At 53.1% G+C, this 19,838-nt stretch carries 15 protein-coding genes; 13 read left to right on the top strand and 2 right to left on the bottom strand.

Features of this window, described 5'->3' with window-relative positions; all coding sequences use genetic code 11:
• Positions 1–326 precede the first annotated feature (326 nt).
• From tnpC to IX84_RS31870, 4 genes are all read left to right on the top strand, one after another.
• On the top strand, positions 327–1,748 hold the full coding sequence (gene tnpC, locus IX84_RS16575; RefSeq protein ID WP_052515688.1) for an IS66 family transposase: 1,422 nt from the start codon (positions 327–329) through the stop codon (positions 1,746–1,748).
• Positions 1,749–1,792: 44 nt separating this feature from the next.
• Complete coding sequence (locus IX84_RS16580; RefSeq protein ID WP_044223317.1) at positions 1,793–3,838, top strand: transketolase family protein; 2,046 nt, start codon at positions 1,793–1,795, stop codon at positions 3,836–3,838.
• A 450-nt stretch (positions 3,839–4,288) separates the two neighbouring features.
• Positions 4,289–4,951 (top strand): hypothetical protein, encoded by a 663-nt coding sequence (locus IX84_RS16585; protein ID WP_044223320.1) that lies wholly within the window; start codon positions 4,289–4,291, stop codon positions 4,949–4,951.
• Between the two features lie 394 nt (positions 4,952–5,345).
• Entirely contained in the window at positions 5,346–7,157 is a 1,812-nt protein-coding gene (locus IX84_RS31870; protein ID WP_063978280.1) for an SUMF1/EgtB/PvdO family nonheme iron enzyme, read from the top strand.
• A gap of 513 nt (positions 7,158–7,670) precedes the next feature.
• On the opposite strand, the gene IX84_RS16600 is transcribed toward IX84_RS31870, so the two are convergent.
• Positions 7,671–8,243: a Uma2 family endonuclease gene (locus IX84_RS16600; protein WP_044223323.1), complete on the bottom strand. Its 573-nt coding sequence runs from the start codon at positions 8,241–8,243 to the stop codon at positions 7,671–7,673.
• 431 nt (positions 8,244–8,674) lie between these two features.
• Here IX84_RS16600 and IX84_RS16605 point away from each other — a divergent pair, with 431 nt between their 5' ends.
• The gene (locus IX84_RS16605; protein ID WP_044223830.1) at positions 8,675–9,631 is read left to right on the top strand and encodes a Fic family protein; all 957 of its coding nucleotides are present in this window, start codon (positions 8,675–8,677) and stop codon (positions 9,629–9,631) included.
• 106 nt (positions 9,632–9,737) lie between these two features.
• Here IX84_RS16605 and IX84_RS16610 read toward each other — a convergent pair whose 3' ends face one another.
• On the bottom strand, positions 9,738–10,307 hold the full coding sequence (locus IX84_RS16610; protein ID WP_044223325.1) for a Uma2 family endonuclease: 570 nt from the start codon (positions 10,305–10,307) through the stop codon (positions 9,738–9,740).
• 517 nt (positions 10,308–10,824) lie between these two features.
• Here IX84_RS16610 and IX84_RS16615 point away from each other — a divergent pair.
• From IX84_RS16615 to rlmF, 8 genes are all read left to right on the top strand, one after another.
• The gene (locus IX84_RS16615; protein WP_044223328.1) at positions 10,825–12,297 is read left to right on the top strand and encodes an SDR family oxidoreductase; all 1,473 of its coding nucleotides are present in this window, start codon (positions 10,825–10,827) and stop codon (positions 12,295–12,297) included.
• A 253-nt stretch (positions 12,298–12,550) separates the two neighbouring features.
• Complete coding sequence (locus IX84_RS16620) at positions 12,551–13,114, top strand: fasciclin domain-containing protein (protein ID WP_044223330.1); 564 nt, start codon at positions 12,551–12,553, stop codon at positions 13,112–13,114.
• 184 nt (positions 13,115–13,298) lie between these two features.
• Entirely contained in the window at positions 13,299–14,597 is a 1,299-nt protein-coding gene (locus IX84_RS16625) for a PQQ-dependent sugar dehydrogenase (RefSeq protein WP_063978281.1), read from the top strand.
• Between the two features lie 304 nt (positions 14,598–14,901).
• Complete coding sequence (locus tag IX84_RS16630) at positions 14,902–15,678, top strand: enoyl-CoA hydratase/isomerase family protein (protein ID WP_044223332.1); 777 nt, start codon at positions 14,902–14,904, stop codon at positions 15,676–15,678.
• Between the two features lie 2 nt (positions 15,679–15,680).
• Positions 15,681–15,941, top strand: a complete 261-nt coding sequence (locus IX84_RS16635; RefSeq protein ID WP_044223334.1) for a hypothetical protein — start codon at positions 15,681–15,683, stop codon at positions 15,939–15,941.
• Positions 15,941–16,603 carry a transglutaminase-like domain-containing protein gene (locus tag IX84_RS16640; protein ID WP_202965260.1) on the top strand — a complete coding sequence of 221 codons (663 nt, stop codon included), beginning with the start codon at positions 15,941–15,943 and terminating at the stop codon, positions 16,601–16,603. The genes IX84_RS16635 and IX84_RS16640 overlap by 1 nt, the downstream gene beginning before the upstream one ends.
• Before the next feature lie 86 nt (positions 16,604–16,689).
• Entirely contained in the window at positions 16,690–18,750 is a 2,061-nt protein-coding gene (locus tag IX84_RS16645; RefSeq protein ID WP_238578297.1) for an alpha-ketoacid dehydrogenase subunit alpha/beta, read from the top strand.
• A gap of 43 nt (positions 18,751–18,793) precedes the next feature.
• Positions 18,794–19,672, top strand: a complete 879-nt coding sequence (gene rlmF, locus IX84_RS16650) for a 23S rRNA (adenine(1618)-N(6))-methyltransferase RlmF (RefSeq protein WP_044223340.1) — start codon at positions 18,794–18,796, stop codon at positions 19,670–19,672.
• The last annotated feature ends 166 nt before the right edge of the window (positions 19,673–19,838 follow it).

Consider the following 19,838-nt stretch of genomic DNA (forward strand, 5'->3'; position numbering starts at 1 on the left):
TTTTAAAAACAAAAGGTTTTTAATGCAAGTATTTGTGTGGTTTTTTATTCAGAATTGTTTTCCACTTCTCCCTTGCTTCCGAAATACCTCAGAGTTTAGCTATCTTCGAGCGAAAATCAGAGGGCCGGCTGAACATCCGGAATTGGGCATCCTTTGAAACAGAAGTAAGCGTATGGCGCAGGAATGCAAAGCAAAAAGCCCGTGTGGCTGGAGGCTGGCGCTGTTCGAACTATCCTCTGCGGCTTTGATCGTTCCCGGCAGCTTACTTTTTTTGTAACTATTTAGGTCAATTTGCAAAATAGCGAAAAAATAGCGAACTAGCACAGGTGAACAAGGACGAGATCATAGCGCAACAAGCTGAGCAAATAGCAAAGCTGGAATCACTGCTGGAAGCAGCGCTGGCTCGTATTGCAGAGCTGGAAGCACAGCTGAAAGCCAACAGCCGGACTTCGTCGCGGCCTCCGAGCAGCGATGGGCTGAAGAAGGCCCCTGCTTTCCCGCGCAAGAAAGGCGGCAAGAAGGGAGGCCAGTCTGGGCATAAGGGGAAGACGCTTGAGATGGTCGCCCCGTCTGCAGCAGACCGCCTTGTTGTCCACCCGGTAGCTGAGCAAAAATGCAGCTGCGGCCAGAACCTGGAAAGCACTGTGCCAAGCATAAGCTTAGAGCGCCGCCAGGTTTTTGACCTCCCCCCGAAGCTTTTGCAAATAGAAGAGCACCGCCTGGAGGTCAAACATTGCCCTTGCTGTGGCGAGCAGCATACAGGCAGCTTCCCGTCCGGCGTGCCAGCCCCCGTACAATACGGCGACAGGGTACATGCCTTAGTCAGCCTGCTGAATGTGGAGCAAAGCATGCCCGTAGGGCGCATAGGGGAGCTCTTTGCCAGCCTGACAGGGTATGAGCTTAATGAGAATACAGTATCCACTTCCGTACAGCGCATGTACGGGAAGCTGGCCGATGATGAGGCGGTTATCAAAGAGCAGGCATTGTCCAGCCCCGTAGCGCATGCTGACGAAAGCGGTGCCCGGGTGGCAGGCAAACTGCACTGGGCACATAATTTTGTCTGTGGCCTGTTTACTTATCTGTTTGTGCATGAGAAAAGAGGCGCACAGGCGCTGCACAGCGACGAAAGCATAGCTCAAAACTATACAGGCACACTGGTGCACGACTGCTGGGCAAGCTATTTTGGCTTGGAAAACGCCCGCCATGCGCTTTGTGGGGCGCACTTGCTGCGCGAGCTTAGAGGCCTAGCTGAAAACCATGAGCGCCAGTGGGCTGACAAGATGCACAGTTTGTTAATGTACGCTTACGAATTTAGCAGTGGCGGGAGCTCAGTGCTGCCGGCTAAAAAATATAAAACGGTCCTGTCCCGCTACCGGCAAATCTTAAAAGAAGCCAGCCGTGAAGAGCCGCCGCCCGAACTCCGCCCAAAAGGCCGGGCGAAGAAAACAAAAGGGAGGAACCTGCTCGAAAGGCTGGAACGATACGAAGAAGAAGTACTGAGGTTCACGCGGGAGCACGAAGTGCCCTTCACTAATAACCTGGCCGAACGTGATATCCGCCCGTTAAAAACGAAGCTAAAAGTCAGTGGCTGCTTCCGTACCCTACAGGGTGCGCGGCACTATGCAAGGATCAAAAGCTTTTGCAGCACGGCAAAAAAGCACGGCTTGTCTGCCTATGAAGAGTTGCTCAACGCTTGGCGGGGCGAGTCGTTCCTTCGCAGCTACGCTGCCGCAGGAACCCACACCTAAATAGTTACCTTTTTTTGATTACCAAAACCTTATCCGTTTTTAACATGGCAGATCCTACAATCTCACAAAAAGCTGCAGACAACATCCGTGTGCTTTCCGCCGCAATGGTAGAAAAGGCAAATTCCGGCCACCCCGGTGGCGCAATGGGCGGTGCAGACTTCATGCACATCCTGTTCACGGAGTATATGAACTATGACCCCAAAGACACGGCCTGGCCCTTCCGCGACCGGTTTTTTCTTGACCCCGGCCATATGTCGGCTATGCTGTACAGCCAACTCCACCTGCTGGGGCACTACGGTACAGAAGACCTCGAAAATTTCCGGCAGTGGGGCAGCCCGACACCGGGCCACCCGGAGATTGATGTAGCCCGTGGTGTGGAGAATACCTCGGGCCCATTGGGGCAGGGGCACACTTTTGGTATCGGTGCCGCAATTGCTGAGCGCTTCCTGGCCCACCGCTTTGGGGAGTGGATGGCGCACAAGACCTATATCTACATCTCTGACGGCGGCATTCAGGAAGAAATTGCGCAAGGTGCCGGCCGTACGGCAGGCTACCTTGGCCTGGGCAATGTGGTGATGTTCTACGACGCCAATGACATTCAGCTGTCAAGCGAAGTTAGCGAAGTCATGGACGAGGATACGGGTAAGAAATACGAAGCCTGGGGCTGGCATGTGCAGACTATTGAAGGCAACGATCCTGATGCCATCCGTAAGGCATTGGATGCTGCTGTAGCGGAAACAGACCGTCCTTCCCTCATCATTGGCAAGACCATCATGGGCAAGGGAGCGGTAACCGAAGAAGGCGAGTCCTTCGAGCGTCAGGTGTCCACCCACGGTAAGCCGCTGAGCGGTGCCGGAGCCTCTTTTGAGAAGACCGTAAAGGCGCTGGGCGGCGACCCGGACAACCCATTCGCGGTTTTCCCGGAAGTGGCAGCATTCTACGAAGAGGTGAAGACCGAAAAGCACGCTTATGCCGAACAAAAGCGGGCAGAGCAGGAAGCCTGGGCTTCCGAAAACCCGGAGCTGGCGGATAAGTTGGAGCAATACCTTTCCCGTGAGCTGCCTGAGCTTGACTGGGCTGGTATCAAACAAAAGCCCGATCAGGCTACCCGTAGCGCTTCCGGTGCCGTGCTTAGCTATCTGGCCGATCACCTCGACAACATGATCGTCGCTTCTGCTGACCTTTCCAATAGCGATAAAACGGATGCCTTCCTCAAGAAGACCACTTCTTTTGTTAAAGGCGACTTTAGCGGTGCGTTCCTGCAGGCCGGTGTTTCCGAGCTGACTATGGCGGCACTGTGCACGGGTATGGCTTTGCACGGCGGCGTCATCCCGGTTTGTGCAACCTTCTTCGTGTTCTCCGACTTTATGAAGCCGACCATCCGCCTCGCCGCGCTGATGGAGCAACCGGTGATTTTCATCTGGACGCACGATGCGTTCCGGGTAGGGGAGGACGGCCCGACGCACCAACCCATCGAACAAGAGGCTCAAATCCGTTTGCTGGAGCATTTGCAGAACCACTCCGGCCGCAACAGCTTTACCGCCCTGCGCCCCGCTGATGTGGACGAAACGACCGTTGCCTGGCAGTTAGCCCTAGAAAACACACACGGTCCGAGCGGGCTCATCCTTTCCCGTCAGGACATCAAAAGCCTACCCGCCAATGGCAGCCGCTACGAAGCAGCTAAGGCAGCTGAAAAAGGTGCCTACATCGTCCAAAAGGAAGAGGGCGGCAACCCTGACCTCATCCTGGTTGGCAACGGCTCCGAAGTCGCTACCCTGATCGAGGGCGCCAAGCTGCTACGGGAGAAGAAAAAGCTCAAGGTACGGGTCGTCTCCGCTCCATCCGAAGGCCTCTTCCGTAATCAGCCCATCAGCTATCAGCTGGATGTGTTACCTTACGACGTACCTACTTACGGTCTTACCGCTGGCCTGCCGGTCACCCTCCGCGGCCTGGTCGGCCCACTGGGTGAGGTCGCTGGACTGGACCACTTTGGGGAGTCCGCCCCCTACACCGTACTGGATGAAAAGTTCGGCTTCACTGCCGAGCGCGTCTACGAAGGTGCGGTAAGCTACCTGGAGGACTTTGAGTAAACGCAAATACCCTCATGGATAGATGGATGAGCGCCATTTCCTGTTTTTTGCGGGGGATGGCGCTTGTTGTTACTGCTGGTTGGTCTGTCAGGCAGCGACTCCAGAGTTGCGATCTGACTTAAAGCAGATGACCCCGGGAGCACTCCCTTCTCCCGGGGTCCTTTACTATGATAGCATACTAGCTCCCCAACAGGATCAAAGCGTTGCTGGTGTAGAGCTTGAGCCTGGCATTTCCACAAGAGCTCTGCCCCAGCTTTTGCCTGGAAAAACCTATCGGGTCCCGGTAAAGTACCGGGAGGGAAGCTCTCCGACAGGAGGCTTGGGTTGCTGGTGTAGAGCTGGATCCAAGCCCCCGTCAAGAGCTCTGCCCCAGCTTCACTTGGGAAAGCACTGATGCACTTCTACATTTCTACGGAATTTGGGCTATTTTGTATGCCAAATACAAACGGTATGGAGCTTTACCCCAATCAGTCCTTTCACATTTATAACCAAGGGAATAACGGGCAGCAGGTCTTCTTTTCAGACCGTAATTACAAGTTTTTCCTTTGGAAAATGCGTGCTTATTTGCTGCCTTTTGGTGATTTACTTTGCTATTGCCTAATGCCAAATCACTTTCATTGGTTATTTTATGTAAAGGCGGCAGAAATCTCAAAAGACATACTATGGCTCCATGTAGATCATATCGAGTGGGTGAGGCGTAAGCAGCAATATGGTGATGCGGCGCAAGTTGTGAACCGGCAGCGCATAGGCAGTAAAGAAGAGGAACAGGTAATAAGTATCAACCAGTCCATAGGAATCCTTTTGCAGTCGTATGCCCAGGCAATCAACAAAGAGCAGGGTCATACAGGGGTGGTTTTTCGCCCCAAGTGCAAAGCGAAAGATGGTTGGATAGACGAATTTGTGACGATTAAAGGGCTTACGAATGCCCCCTTTGCTCCCGGAAACGGTTATTTTTACAACTGCTTCTGTTATATCCACGATAATCCGACTAAAGCTGGACTGGTCAGCAAAAATCCAGATTGGGACTATTCTTCCGCAAAGGATTATGCAGGTCTTCGAAAGGGCACGCTGTGTAATCTGGAGATGGGGCAGGAGCTGATTCGATATTTGTGATTTTTTAAACTTGCCGTAGAGCGTTGGCTGCTGGTGTAGAGCTTGATCCAAGCCCCATCGGAGCGCTCTGACCCAGCTTCCTCCTGGTGTAACCTATCGGATCCCGGTAAAAACCGGGACCCGACAGGAGCAAGGCTCTTGCTGGTGCAGAGCTTAATCCAGGCCCCCTCTAAGCGCTCTGCCCCAGCTTTATCTTGGATAACCTGCCGGATCCCGGATAAGTACCGGGAGGGAAGCTCTTCGACAGGAGGCTTGGGTTGCTGGTGTAGAGCTTAACCCAAGCCCCCACCAAGCGCTCTGCCCCAGCTTCATTTACTGCAAACGAAGCGACCCCAGCCCCTCCAAACGCAATAACATTGCCCAAAATCCGTATATTGCTCACAAAAAATAGATTTTGCCAGAGCAGCACAAAGGACTAGACCACGAAGCCATGCAGCAAATGGCCCTGCAGCAGCAAGGGCACACCCACCTGCTGGTCATCGGTGTGGACGCCTACGCCCACTGCCCGCCCCTGAGCAACTGCGTAAAGGACGCCAAAGACTTCACAGCGCTGATGCAGCAGCAGTATCAGGTCAGCCCGGAGCGCACCTACGAGCTGTACGATGCGCAAGCCACCCGCACCCAAGTGCTGCGCCAACTCAAAAACCTGCGCCATAAAGTACAGGAAGACGACAGCCTCATCGTCTACTTCTCCGGTCACGGCGAGATCGAAGACGAGGAAGGCTACTGGATACCCATAGAAGGCAAGCCAGGCGAAGACGAAGGCTGGATTGACGCGAGCAGCATCAAGCGCTGCCTGAATCAAGTGGAGTCCTTCCACACCCTCGTTATTGCCGATGCCTGTTTTGCCGGTTCTTTTTTCATGTCTTACAAGAGTGCTACCCGGCAGTTGCTGCACAGCCGCCGCTCCCGCCTCGGCATTTCCGCCAGCCACAGCCGCGAGCGCGCCCTCGACGGGCAGGCGGGCGACAACAGCCCCTTTGCCAAGGAACTGCTGCGCGCCCTGCGCCACAATCAGCAGCCCCTGCCGGTCGATCAGCTCTTTACGCAGTTGCGGGATGCCGTAGCCGCCGCCACGCAGGGCCGGCAGACACCCATTTTCAAGAATATCGATGTGAAGGGGGATGATCAGGGGCAGTTTGTGTTTGTGCCGGTGGGCGATGAAGTAACGGCATGGGAGGCGGCTAAAGCGGCCGATACGATCCTGGCCTATTTCCAATACAATCAAGACTATCCGGACGGGAAGTACCGGGCGGAAGCCTTGGCGGCAATCCGTCGCCTGGAAGAGGAAGCCCACTGGCAAAGGGCGCAACAAGCCGATACGCTTTCCGCCTATTTTGAGTTCTTAGATCGTTTTCCTACTGGGGCTTTTGCCGAGCAAGCCAAGCAGCGGCAGCAGGAGTTATTGAGCGGCTATACAGAGCCGAAAAGCCCCCAGCCGCCTAAATTAAAAACAAAAAATCCACCTACTCCGAAACCAAAACCTTCCAAGCCTGACTTACCACCCGACCTCATTAAGCTGAGCGAAGACATGGTGCATATACCCGGCGGCACTTTTTGGATGGGCTGGAAGGATGAGGTGCGGGATGGAGAGGGTCATGACAAGGAAAAACCTTGCCACGAAGTCAGCCTGTCCGACTACTATTTGGGGAAGTACCCGGTCACCCAGGCGCAGTGGAAAGCGGTGATGGGGGACAATCCAAGTTGGTTTAAAAATTGCCCTGATTGCCCGGTGGAACAGGTCAGCTGGGATGATGTACAGGAATTCATCAAAAAGCTAAATGCTAAAACCGGCGAAAAGTACCGCTTGCCTACCGAAGCGGAGTGGGAGTATGGCGCCCGGGGCGGAGCTAAGGATGAATATTTGTACAGTGGTAGCAATGATCTGGATGAAGTAGGTTGGTATAGGGATAATAGTGGAGGTAAAATCCACCCTGTGGGGCAAAAGCAGCCGAATCAGCTGGGTTTATACGATATGAGTGGGAATGTTTGGGAGTGGGTGCAGGATTGCTGGCATGAGCATTACAACGGAGCGCCGCGGGATGGAGGTGCATGGTTAGAAGACAGTAATGGAGATTGTAGTCGTCGGGTGCTCCGCGGCGGTTCCTGGTACTTCAGCTCTGGGGGCTCCCGCGTTGCTATTCGCAGCAGGAGCATTCCTTCGATTCGGAGCAGCTACCTCGGGTTCCGTCTTACCCGGGACTAAGCTACTCTTTGTGCTCTTACCCTTTTACTCTTTTTTCTTTTCTGCTGGAATGACAGTCAGACCGATGGGGCGTAAGCCCCCGGCTAAAAAATGTAAAACGGGTCTTGCTGCGCTGCGGAAATGTAGAATGAAAAATGCACTGTCCGCCGAAGTGAGAGCGAAGGCGGGTATAAAGGGCGAGCGGTGCCAGACGTACTACCGAGCTACCTTTCCTCCCCTCCGCAGCTTTAATGTCACTCATTATCCATCGAAAATCATTACTTTACAGTGTTCGAATTGAACGGAAAACCTATAATCAATTGTTTGAAAAACAGAGCATTAAAAATATGGGTGGAACAGACCTATTAAAAAGTGCGACTCCGCTGGAGTCGATGCTACAATTTAAGCTTAAGATTACTGATGTACGACCCCAGTAGGAGTCGACAGTCAGTAAAAAAAGTCTTCCCCCCTTTAATTGACGCCGTAGGTGTCACACTTATGCTTAGGCAGATTCAGAAACAAGAAAGTGGAGGATCAGGATGCCCCAAACAACCGCCCCATCTCCAACACCCCAATCCAATCCTGCTCCATCCTATCCCCCGCCCGGTAAATCCGGATACTGCGGTAGCCTTCCGAAGCGGGCTCGGTGTACTGCTCCAATTGCTGCTCCGGAAGGTTGACGATCCACACTTCCGGGATGCCGGCGGCAGCGTAGAGGGGCAGCTTCACTTTTTGGTCTTTGTCAAGGCTGGTGTCGGCGACTTCGATGAGGAGGTGGATGTCTTCGGGTTGTGGGTGGGAGCGCTGGTAAAAGTCTGCCCGGTAGCGGAGTACGCTGATATCCGGCTCAGGTTCGCTATGGTCGCTGAGGGCGATGGGGTTTTGTGCGTTCACAATGTAGTCGTCTGATAGTTGCCGGCTGAGGTGATGGATTAGGAACGCAACTGCGCCAGCGTGTTTAGGCTTTATTGGGGACATATCAATAATTTGACCTTCAAGCAACTCCACACGCTTGCCCTCGAACAAGTCTGCCTCTCCCATTTGATGGTAATCATCAATACTAAACCGGTGTATAGGTAGTATTGCTTTGGTGGCTTGCTGTGTCATAAGAATACTTTTGATCAAAGATAAGCCTATTTGGAGGAAGGGGCAAGGTGTGAGATGACAGAGCGCGTCCACTGAAGTGGCTTCAAGTTAGGTGGCATTGTGTGTTCTTGACGCAGAGGATCCCGGGAGAAAGGACCGACTTCATTAATTAAAAACGTCGGACAGGGAGTGCTCCCGTGGTTCTTTCCTGCAGGACTCAGGCGGCGATTTTGGAATCGCGGCCTGGGGCTAGGCTGAAAGGTTGCCCCCGTACAGCTATCGAGTTCAAAGTCGGCAACTGACTGGAAGCTAGTGCTGACTTAATCGTCAGTATAGTCAGGCTCAATTGCATGAAGAAATTAGTAGATCGATGCTTGTGAATAAAATGACGCTATAAAACCTATCTGATTGATGGTTTTGTATATTTGATGCGATCAAATGATGGCATCATGATTCAAAAGTACTACGAGGGAACCTCTAAAATCATTAACCTATCAATAGAAGTTGGTAAATTGATAGGGATAGTAGACGCAACATATCTAAGAAAACCTCAAACAAATCTACGCCGGGAGAACAGGATAAAGACGATTCAGTCCTCCCTGATGATTGAAGGTAACACCTTGTCGTTAGATCAAGTGACAGCGATATTCGAAAACAAAAGGATTATAGGTCCGGCAAAAGATATAAAAGAGGTTCAAAATGCAATTGTTGTCTATAGTAAACTGAGGGATTTTGATCCATGCAGTGAAGAATCCTATTTATTGGCACACAAAATATTAATGTCGGGATTAGTGGAGAATGCTGGAAAATACAGGGCAAAAGGGGTTGGGATATTTAAAGGAGAACAGATCGCACATATGGCACCTCCTGCATGGAATGTAAGTAATTTGATGAGCAATTTATTTTCCTATTTGAAAGAGAGTGAAGACAATCAAATCGTAAAAAGCTGTGTATTCCATTATGAAATGGAGTTTATACACCCATTCATGGATGGAAATGGCAGAATGGGCAGGTTATGGCAAACATTGATATTGATGCAGGAGAATCCAGTATTTGAGTATTTACCGATAGAAATAGAGATTAAGAAAAATCAAGAAAAGTATTACGAAGCGTTATCAGAATCAGATAAAGAAGGCCTATGTACTAAGTTTGTAGAATTCATGCTTGGAATGATAAAAATAAGTCTGAACGATTTAATAGAAGACCAGAGAAAATCCTTTAGTGATGAGGAGCGGTTGCAATATTTTAAGGAACAAACAGATTTGAAGGAATTTACCAGGAAAGATTACCTGAGGGTATTTAAGGATATATCCACCGCTACAGCAACAAGAGATTTAAAAAAAGGAGTAGACTTAGGAATTTTAAAAAAGAAAGGTGAAAACAGGTTAGCGAAATATGAATTCAAATAAAAATGGTAAATTAAGAATCCGGCACGGCGTGTAGCCGGGCTGTATGGACAAGGGTGCAGTTTTCCACTGCGCCCTTGGTTGTTACGGGAGGAGGACTAGTGTGAGCCTACCCCCCAAACAACCGCCCCACCTCCAACGCCCCAATCCAATCCCGCTCCAGCGTATCCCCCGCCCGGAAAATCCGGATCAGGCGGTAGCCGTCCGTGGAGGGCTCGGTGTACTGCTCCAGCTGCTGCTCCGGCAGATTGACGATCCATACTTCCGGGATGCCGGCGGCAGCGTAGAGCGGCAGCTTCACTTTTTGGTCTTTGTCAAGGCTGGTGTCGGCGACTTCGATGAGGAGGTGGATGTCCTTAGGTTGCGGATGAGCCTTAGCATAATAATCTTCCCTAAAATCCAGAACAGCCAAGTCAGGCTCAGGCTCAGAGTACTTGCTGAGCGAAATAGGGTCTTGGACACTGATAGTGTACTGGTCAGAAAGGGCGGATCGCAGCCAGTTGTTTAGGAGCTTGACTACAGAGGCATGTTTGGATTTTACTGGAGCCATATCAATGATTCTTCCTTCGAGCAACTCGACACGCTTGCCTTCAAACAGACCTGATTCAGACATGCTGTGGTAGTCATCTGTACTGAACTGGTGCAGGGGTAATATTATTTCGGCAGCCCGTTGCGTCATAGGTAGTACTTTTGATCAAAGATAAGCTTAATTAAAGGATGGGGCAAGATTTTATAGCGCAGGGTCTCATGAAGGTGGCTTCAAGTTAGGTGGTATTCAGTGTTCTTTTGTTTGAAGCATAGAACCCTAGGAGAAAGGTCTGACTCTACCTGGCTGAGCTGGTAGACAGGTTCGTTAATAAACTACGTCGGACGGGGAGTGCTCCCGGGGTTTGCCCGTGATACTCAGGCGGCGATTTAGGAATCGCGGCCTGTGTCAGTGAGGCCTGAAGCAAAAAATACGCCCACGATACCTTTTTATCACCGCCAAATTCCTATTTTAATCCTCTGGAAAACAGATGGGGCAGGAGGTCCCGGAGCAGGTAGGCAGGGCTGAGCTACTGTAGGAGCATACCAACAGGAGCCGTCCTCTGCCACAACGAAAAAGTACAGCTGATCATGGCATTGCAGTGACTAAGCTTCCCACCCGGCATTGAACCTCCGCCCCGGCATACCGTTCCAACAGAAAACAACGCCACATGCGTATCTTACTCACCGGCGCGACCGGCTATATCGGAAGACGGCTCCTGCCCGTGCTCCTGGAAGACGGGCACGAGGTCATTTGCTGTGCCCGTAACGCCACGACCTTTGACGTGCCGGAAGGGTGGGAGGAGCAGGTGGACGTTTTTCAGGTCGATTTCCTAAAACCCGTGGATATGCAGGAAGCGCCCCGGGAATTCGATGTAGCCTTTTATCTCATTCATTCCCTGTCTGCTGCCATCGACGATTTCAAATCCCTGGAGGAGCAGGCTGCTACGCATTTTAATGCTTTTGTGGAGCAAACAACTTGCCAGCAGATCATTTACCTCACGGGTATCGTCAACAGCGAGGAACTATCGAGCCACCTGGAGTCCAGACTGCGGGTAGAACAAATCCTGGACAGCGGCAAGGTGCCGCTCACCGCACTACGGGCCGGTATTATCATCGGCTCCGGCAGCGCTTCCTTTGAGATCATCCGCGACCTGGTGGAAAAACTGCCGGTCATGATTGCCCCGCGCTGGGTGAGTACCCGCTGTCAACCGATTGCTATACGCGATGTGATCAAATTCCTGACGGGCGTAATGCTCAAAGAACGGTACTACGGCAAAAACTTCGATATTGGTGCCGAGGATATCCTGACCTACAAGGAAATGCTGCTCGGCTACGCCCGTGCCCGCGGGCTGAAGCGGTCGCTCTATGTGGTGCCGGTCATGACGCCCCGTTTATCTTCCTACTGGCTGTACTTTGTGACCTCCACCACCTACGAGTTGGCCGTCAACCTGGTCAACAGCATGAAAATAGACGTCATCTGCCGACCCAACAATCTGGCGGAAGAGCTGGGCATCGATCCTATCCCTTACGAACAAGCGGTAGCCCTGGCTTTCGATAAGATACAGCAGAATATGGTGGTCAGCAGCTGGAAAGACTCTCTGGTGTCCAGCTCAGACAAAGCGTCGCTCAACCGCTACATTGAAGTGCCCGAGTACGGCTGTTTTGTAGATGAGCAGAAGGTCGCCATTACCCACAATACCCCTGACCAGGTTTGGCAAAATGTAGTCAGCATCGGAGGCGAACGCGGCTGGTACTATGCCAACTGGCTGTGGAAGCTGCGCGGCTACCTGGACAAGCTCGTCGGCGGCATCGGTCTGCGCCGGGGCCGTACCCATCCCAACCGCATCCACGATGGCGATGCCCTTGACTTCTGGCGGGTACTCATTGCCGACGAAGACAAACAACGGCTCCTCCTTTACGCCGAGATGAAGCTGCCCGGTGAAGCCTGGCTGGAATTTCGCATTCAGCACAAAGACGGGCAAGCCTACCTGCGGCAGAAAGCCACCTTCCGGCCGTTCGGACTATTCGGACGACTATACTGGGGAGCCGTGCTGCCCTTCCATTACTTTGTTTTCGGGAATATGGCCAAGCATATCGTGCGTTTTCAGGCTAAAGGGCAGCCTAAAGTCAAAGTTTCCTAAAAAAATTTCCCAACGGAACGGGCAAATAATAGGTTTTCGATAAATGACGCAGTTAGTATGCTGCCAGACGAGGCGCGATAAGGGAGCATCCGTACGGACGTGACCGCAGAGTAACGAAGTATGGCGGCATAATAACAAGACAGAATCGAAAAGTTATTATTTAGCCGTTCCTTAAAAAATCCAATCGGCGCTCAGGCTCGTATGCCTGTCGAAGATCACCCGAATGAATCATTTTTTAATTGAAAAGTAAGCTATGAAAAATTGTATTGCATTAGTAACCAGTATTATGATGGTCGCGCTCTTAGGTTCTCCCTTGCAGGCGCAGTACGATGGTAAAGCAAAGATGAAGAAGGAAAAAACCAAGATGATGGCCGAAAAGGACATCCTTGATGTAGCGGCTTCTTCCAAAATGCATACCACCCTTGTCGCAGCCGTAAAAGCTGCCGGTCTGGTAGAAACCCTGCAACAGCCGGGGCCATTCACTGTATTCGCGCCGACCAATGCGGCTTTTGAGAAGTTGCCGGAAGGCACCGTAGCGACCCTCCTGCTCGAAGAGAACAAGGAGCAGCTGCAGGCCTTGCTGACCTACCACGTTGTGCCTGGCAAAATCACTGCCGATCAGGTTGTGAAAGCCATTAAAGCCAATGACGGCACCGCTACCCTAACCACCGTCAATGGCGCAGAGATCAAGGCTATCTCCGAAGGCAATGCCGTCTACCTGATTGATGAGAATGGCAACCGCGCCCAGGTCTTTAAGACCGACCTTGAGGCGTCCAACGGCACCATTCATGTCATTGATACCGTGGTGATGCCATAACAAGGCAAGGTGTATCAACCTGCATCAATGTAAAACAGACTTGGCAAGTGCCCGTATCAGGGTTTTGCTAAGTCTTTTTTTGTCTGGCCCGCTTTATCGTTCAACTGCAATCGGGCCGGTGCTGCAGCCCCCCTGAACCCCCCGCCTGCCCATCTGTTACAACAGAAGAACCAACCCACTACTCATGCGATATTTACTGACTTTAACATTATTGCTCGGGCTTATAGCCTGCGCCAACAACACCAATGTGTCCGAAGAACTGCCGACAACGACCAAGGCGAAGTCCAGCCGCTGGTCAGACCCGACGCTCATCCTGCCCGATAATTTCGAAGCTATCGTGGTAGCCGATGCGGTAGGCAGAGCCCGGCATATTGCGGTACGCGACAATGGCGATATTTACATTCAGCTCCAAAAAGCGAAAGACGGAAAGGGAATCGCTGCCCTGCGCGATAATGACGGCGATGGCCGGGCCGATACCCTGGCTTACTTCGGTGAACATACCGGCACTGGGATGGAAATTTATAAAGGCTACCTTTACTGCTCCTCCACAACGGAGGTCTTCCGCTATCCACTGCCGGAAGATGGTGCCCTTGTTCCGGACGAAAACAGCCGCGAGCTCGTGGTGAGCGGCTTCCCTCAACAAGGCTCCCACGAAGCCAAGTCGGTCACCTTTGATAACGATGGGCAGCTGTATGTCAATGTAGGCGCCCCGTCCAATGCCTGCATGAAAGAAGCCCGCACCAAAGGGTCAACCGGTATGGACCCCTGCCCGCAGTTGGAATGGCAAGGCGGTATCTGGCAGTTTGATGCCATGCAGACTGGTCAGACACAGCAGGCAAATGGGGAGCGCTTTGCCACCGGGCTGCGCAACTGCGTTGGCATTCAGTTCAATCATGAGGGCAATCAACTGTACGCTATGCAGCATGGGCGCGATCAGCTCAGCTATCTTTTCCCGGGCATGTACAGCTACGAGCAAAATGCCGAACTCCCTTCTGAGGAATTCCTGAAGGTGGATAAGGGCGACGACTTTGGCTGGCCTTATTGCTACTACGACCACAAGCAGGGCAAAAAGGTGCTGGCGCCGGAGTACGGGGGCGATGGAGAAAAGCAGGGGCGCTGTGAAGGCATCGAAGAGCCGGTGGTGGCCTTCCCCGGGCATATGGCGCCGAACGACCTGGTCTTTTACCACAATGAGCAATACCCTGAAAAGTACAAAGAGGGCGTTTTCATTGCCTTCCACGGCTCCTGGAACCGGGCCCCGCTGCCCCAAAAAGGCTACTTCGTGGCTTTTGTGCCCATGCGCAACGGGGAAGCGACCGGTGATTGGGAAATCTTCGTGGACAATATCGCCGCTGAGACGACCATTGAGAAACCGAAAGATGCCAAACACCGCCCCACGGGGCTGGCAGTCGGGCCCGATGGCAGCCTCTACATTACCGACTCCGTAGAAGGTAAGGTCTGGAAAGTCCGCTACCTCGGATAAACGGAAGATCGAATGGTGCCCTTTTTGACGAGGGGCACCATTTGAATTTTAAGGTGAGTGCTGCCGGTGTGCATAAAAAATTCCACTTTTTGAATAGCCTGGCAGTATTTGTCGTTTGCCTATTTTGGTGCATCTCCTAAAAAAATCCTGGATAAGCTGGAGCAGAGCGGGAAGCTCTACCCCAGCAGCCATAGCGCTTAAATGCAGGGGGGGGGCCTTCGGATTCCTCCCGCATTTTCTTACCTTTGCTAACGAACATTCATTCGTATTTTGAAGTCTGTTTACCAAAAGCATTAACCAAACCATGACAGATAAAACCAAGTTAGGCTCCGTAAGCATGGAAGTCGACGAGAAAGGCATTGCCCGCCTGACTTTCGAGCACCCTGCAAGCAACTCTCTGCCCGGCCGTTTGCTGGCTCAGCTGGCAGACACCATCACTGCTGCGGGAGCAGACCCATCCGTTAAAGTGATCATCCTGCAAAGTGGGGGCGACCGTGCCTTCTGTGGCGGGGCAAGCTTCGATGAGCTGATTGCCATCAAGGATTTGGACACTGGCAAGCGCTTCTTTATGGGGTTTGCCAATGTCATCAACGCCATGCGCAAGTGCCCCAAGTTTATCATCGGGCGCATACAGGGCAAAGCCGTTGGTGGTGGCGTGGGGCTCTGTGCAGCGACCGACTACTGCATTGCCAGCCAATGGGCATCGGTCAAGCTGAGTGAACTGGCAATTGGTATTGGTCCGTTTGTGGTAGGGCCTGCTGTGGAACGTAAGGTGGGTAAATCCGCCATGACACAACTGGCCATTAATGCTTCCGAGTGGCGCACGGCGCAGTGGGCGAAGGACAAAGGCTTGTTCGCAGATGTCTTTGAAACCGTGGAGCAACTCGACGCCTATGTGAGCCACCTGGCAGAACGACTGTCGGATTACAGCCCGGAAGCCATGCGGCAGCTCAAAGCAGTCTTCTGGGAAGAAGCTCAGGACTGGGATACCCTGCTCGAAGCCCGGGCGGAACGAAGCGGGGAGCTGGTCCTTTCTGATTTCACCGTGAATGCGATCAACGCCTTCAAACAAAAAGCCTAAGCATGGACCCCCGGCAAATTCTAAAAGACCAATTTCTGCAGATCGTCGATACGCAGTTGAAAAACAATGACCCGGCGCATACCCGGGTGACTTTCGACCGTCTCAGGGCTACCGGCTATAATGAAGAAACAGCCCGCCTGATGATCGCGCAGTGTGTGGCGGCAGAAGTCCGGGAAGTCATGTCGAGCGGAGCGGAATTCAATACTGCCCGCTACATAAAAAACCTGGACCGGCTGCCTGGACCACCTGAATCAGCTACATAATGGATCAAACCCTATCCATGGAAGAATACCTCAAGCCTACCGCTTTTTACGAGTTAAGCGACTCCGCTTTGCTATCCTTTGTAAATGGAGTAATGAAAGGCGGGTCGCCTGTTGAGAAAGCCGTAAAACTGTACTATGCCATTCGGGACGGCTGGCGTTATGACCCTTATCAAATCAAACTGGAGCCCGAAGCCCTGAAGGTTTCAACTTTAATGGCCCGTTCAGATGGCCACTGCATAGACAAAGCCATTTTGCTGATTGCCGCCTGCCGTGTGGTGGGTATTCCTGCCCGGCTCTGTTTGGCGAAGGTGCGCAACCACATCGCTGCCGAGCGTATGACAGCCACCTTCGGTACGGACGAACTGGTGCCCCACGGTTATGCGGAGCTGTGGCTCAATGGCAAATGGGTAAAGGCTACCCCTGCCTTCAATAAAGAGTTGTGTGACCGGCTGGGCGTTGCGCCGCTGGAGTTCGATGGGCATTCGGATTCCTTGTTTCAGGAATTTGATCAGTCCGGTGGCACCTTTATGGAATACCTCGATGAGTATGGTGCCTTTGCTGATGTACCGTTGGAGCGTATGCGGGCGCTCATGCAGCGCCACTACCCTGAGGCTTATGAGAACTATCTTAAGCACGGTAAGCTGATCCTTAAGGAGGCCTGACAACAGGCTGCCCGGCACATCTCCGCATCTCGTTTTGGTGCAGAAAAAATAGAAACTATCCTGACCGAACCATGAATAAAACCGCTATGAAAATCGCAAAAAAATCTCTGCTCGAAGGCTTTCGCCTGATGGCAACCGCCAAGGCCATGACGGAGATTTATGAGGACAACTTCAAATTCGTTTCCAAGTACGTGCACGCCACCTCCCGGGGGCACGAAGCCATTCAGCTGGCTACCGGCATGCAGTTGCTGCCACAGGACTACGTAGCACCTTATTACCGGGACGACGCTTTGCTCCTGGGCATTGGCTTGCAGCCCTACGACCTGATGCTGCAACTGATGGCGAAGCGGGACGATCCGTTTTCCGGCGGCCGGACCTATTATTCCCACCCCAGTCTGAAGGACGAGGATAAGCCTAAAATCCCGCATCAGTCCTCCGCGACCGGCATGCAGGCTATTCCCACCACCGGCGTAGCCATGGGCATTCAGTACAAAGAGCAGCAGGGGCTGGCAGAGGATTTTGGTGGGAAAAACCCCGTTGTGGTTTGTTCCCTGGGCGATGCTTCTGTAACGGAAGGAGAAGTGGCGGAAGCCCTGCAAATGGCCGCACTTAAGCAATTTCCCATTATTTATCTGGTACAGGACAACGGCTGGGACATCTCTGCTAACGCGGCGGAGACCCGGGCGCAAAATGCCGCCGAGTATGCTGCCGGCTTCAAGGGGATTGAAGTGGAAAGCATTGATGGCAGCGATTTTGCAGCTTGTTACGACACCCTGCGCAAGGTGATCCGTAAAGTGCGTAAGGAGCGCCGCCCGTTTTTGATACACGCTACGTTGCCCCTGCTCAACCACCACACCTCCGGCGTCCGCAAGGAATGGTACCGGGATGACCTGGAAGAAGCGGCTGAGCGCGACCCGTACCCGGTACTGCGCGATAAATTGCTCAATGAAGATATTGCTACCGAAGCGGCGGTGGAAAAGATAGAAGCGGAGGTCCGGGCGCTGGTGGCAGAACACTTTGAGCGTGCCCGGTCCGCCGAAGACCCCAAACCGGAAGACTTATACACTCACGATTTTGCGCCCACGCCCATTACCGAAGAGCGGGGCGAGCGGGAACCCGCCGGCGGTACCCCCACCGTTATGGTAGACAGTGCCCTCTTTGCGGTAGAGGAACTGATGCGCCAACACAAGGAATGCCTGCTGTATGGTCAGGATGTGGGCGGGCGGCTCGGCGGCGTATTCCGCGAGGCTGCCACCCTGGCGCAGAAATTTGGCGACGACCGGGTGTTCAATACGCCCATTCAGGAAGCTTTCATCATTGGCAGTACGGTGGGGATGTCCGCTACAGGGCTCAAACCTATTGTGGAGGTGCAGTTTGCCGACTACATCTGGCCGGGGCTCAATCAGCTGTTCACGGAAGTCAGCCGGTCGTACTATCTCTCCAATGGCAAATGGCCGGTCAGCAGTATCATCCGGGTGCCGATTGGAGCATACGGCAGCGGTGGCCCATACCACTCTTCCAGTGTGGAATCGGTGGTGACGAACATCCGGGGCGTAAAAATCGCCTATCCGAGCACCGGAGCCGACCTCAAAGGACTGCTGAAGTCCGCCTACTACGATCCGAACCCGGTCGTAATTTTCGAGCACAAAGGGCTGTACTGGTCAAAAATGAAAGGCACCGAAGCCGCCAAGACCATCATGCCCGATGAAGACTATGTCATTCCTTTCGGGAAAGCGCGGGTGGCTTTACCGGCCAATCCGGAGCAGATAGCGGCAGGCGATTCCCTGGCCGTGATCACCTACGGCATGGGCGTGCACTGGGCGCTGAACGCGGCTAAAGCCTATCCCGGACAAGTGGAGGTCATCGACCTGCGCACCCTCAGCCCGGTGGATGAGGAGGCGATGTACGATGCTGCCCGCCGCCACAACAAAGTATTGGTGGTTACGGAAGAGCCGGTCCATAACACCTTCGCGCAGAGCCTGGCTGCCCGTATTCAGGAGCATTGCTTTGAGCACCTTGATGCACCGGTACGCACGATCGGTTCTGAGAATATGCCGGCTATCCCGCTGAATGAGGTGCTGGAACGGGCTATGGTGCTTTCCATGGAGCAGGTGCAGGAGGCGATAGGGGAGGTGCTGGCGTATTAATTCAAGTCAGGTGGTGGCTTCACAGCCTCACAAAACAACTCACATGAGCACGTTCCATCCCCGAAACCTCCACCGCGAGGGCTATGATTTTGACAGGCTTACGAAAGCCTATCCGCCCCTGCGGGCGCATGTGATCAGGAACCCCGCAGGCGGCCCTACGATTTCCTTTTCAGACCCGGAAGCCGTAAAAGCGCTGAATACCGCCCTGCTCATCGGGTACTACGGCTTACAGCATTGGGACATTCCCGAAGGTTACCTTTGCCCGCCGGTGCCGGGCCGGGCCGACTATCTCCATCATCTGGCGGACCTTCTGGCAGCCGGAGGCCCCCTGCTTACTGGCAAAGACATCCGCATCCTGGATATCGGCACAGGCGCTAATCTGATTTATGCCATCCTGGGGCAGCGCATCTATGATTGGTCTATGGTGGGCACAGAGGTGGATCCCCTTGCCCTGAAAACGGCTAAAGCCCTGATCGACATTAATCCGGTACTGCAAAACGGCATCAGGCTGCGGCAGCAAAAGGATCCCCGCTTCATCTTGGAAGGCATCATCCGTGAGCAGGACTTCTTCCATGCCACCGTTTGCAATCCACCTTTTTACGCCTCCGAAGCAGAGGCAGCCGAGGCTAACGCCCGCAAACGGAAGAATCTCAAGCTCGGAAGGGTAGGCCGCACTGTGGCTGGGCAGCCCGCGGAGCTGTGGACGGAAGGCGGGGAGCGTTCGTTTCTCCTGCAACTCATCAGGGAGAGCCGGGCCTACGGGCAGCAGGTCGGCTGGTTTACCAGTCTGGTGTCCCAAAAGGATAATTTGGAACCTTTGAAGCACGCCCTGGTAAAAGCGGCGGCCAAAGCGGTGAAGGTTATTCCACTGGCTGCCGGTCAGAAGCGTGTGCGGATGCTGGCGTGGCGCTTTCAGGAATAGGGGCATTGCGCTGTTTGCAGAAGCCTGGCATTTGCCCAGGTCTCCGTCCTCACTCCAAGCCGCAGGCCGATTTTAACAAATCCATAGTACTTCCGGTATTATTAACACGTTCTTAGTACCCGTTAAACTGGGATTAAACCCCTTCCGGGCACTAGGGGGCAGTTGT

The organism is Phaeodactylibacter xiamenensis, assembly GCF_000759025.1.
In the GTDB taxonomy this organism is placed as follows: Bacteria; Bacteroidota; Bacteroidia; order Chitinophagales; family Saprospiraceae; genus Phaeodactylibacter; species Phaeodactylibacter xiamenensis.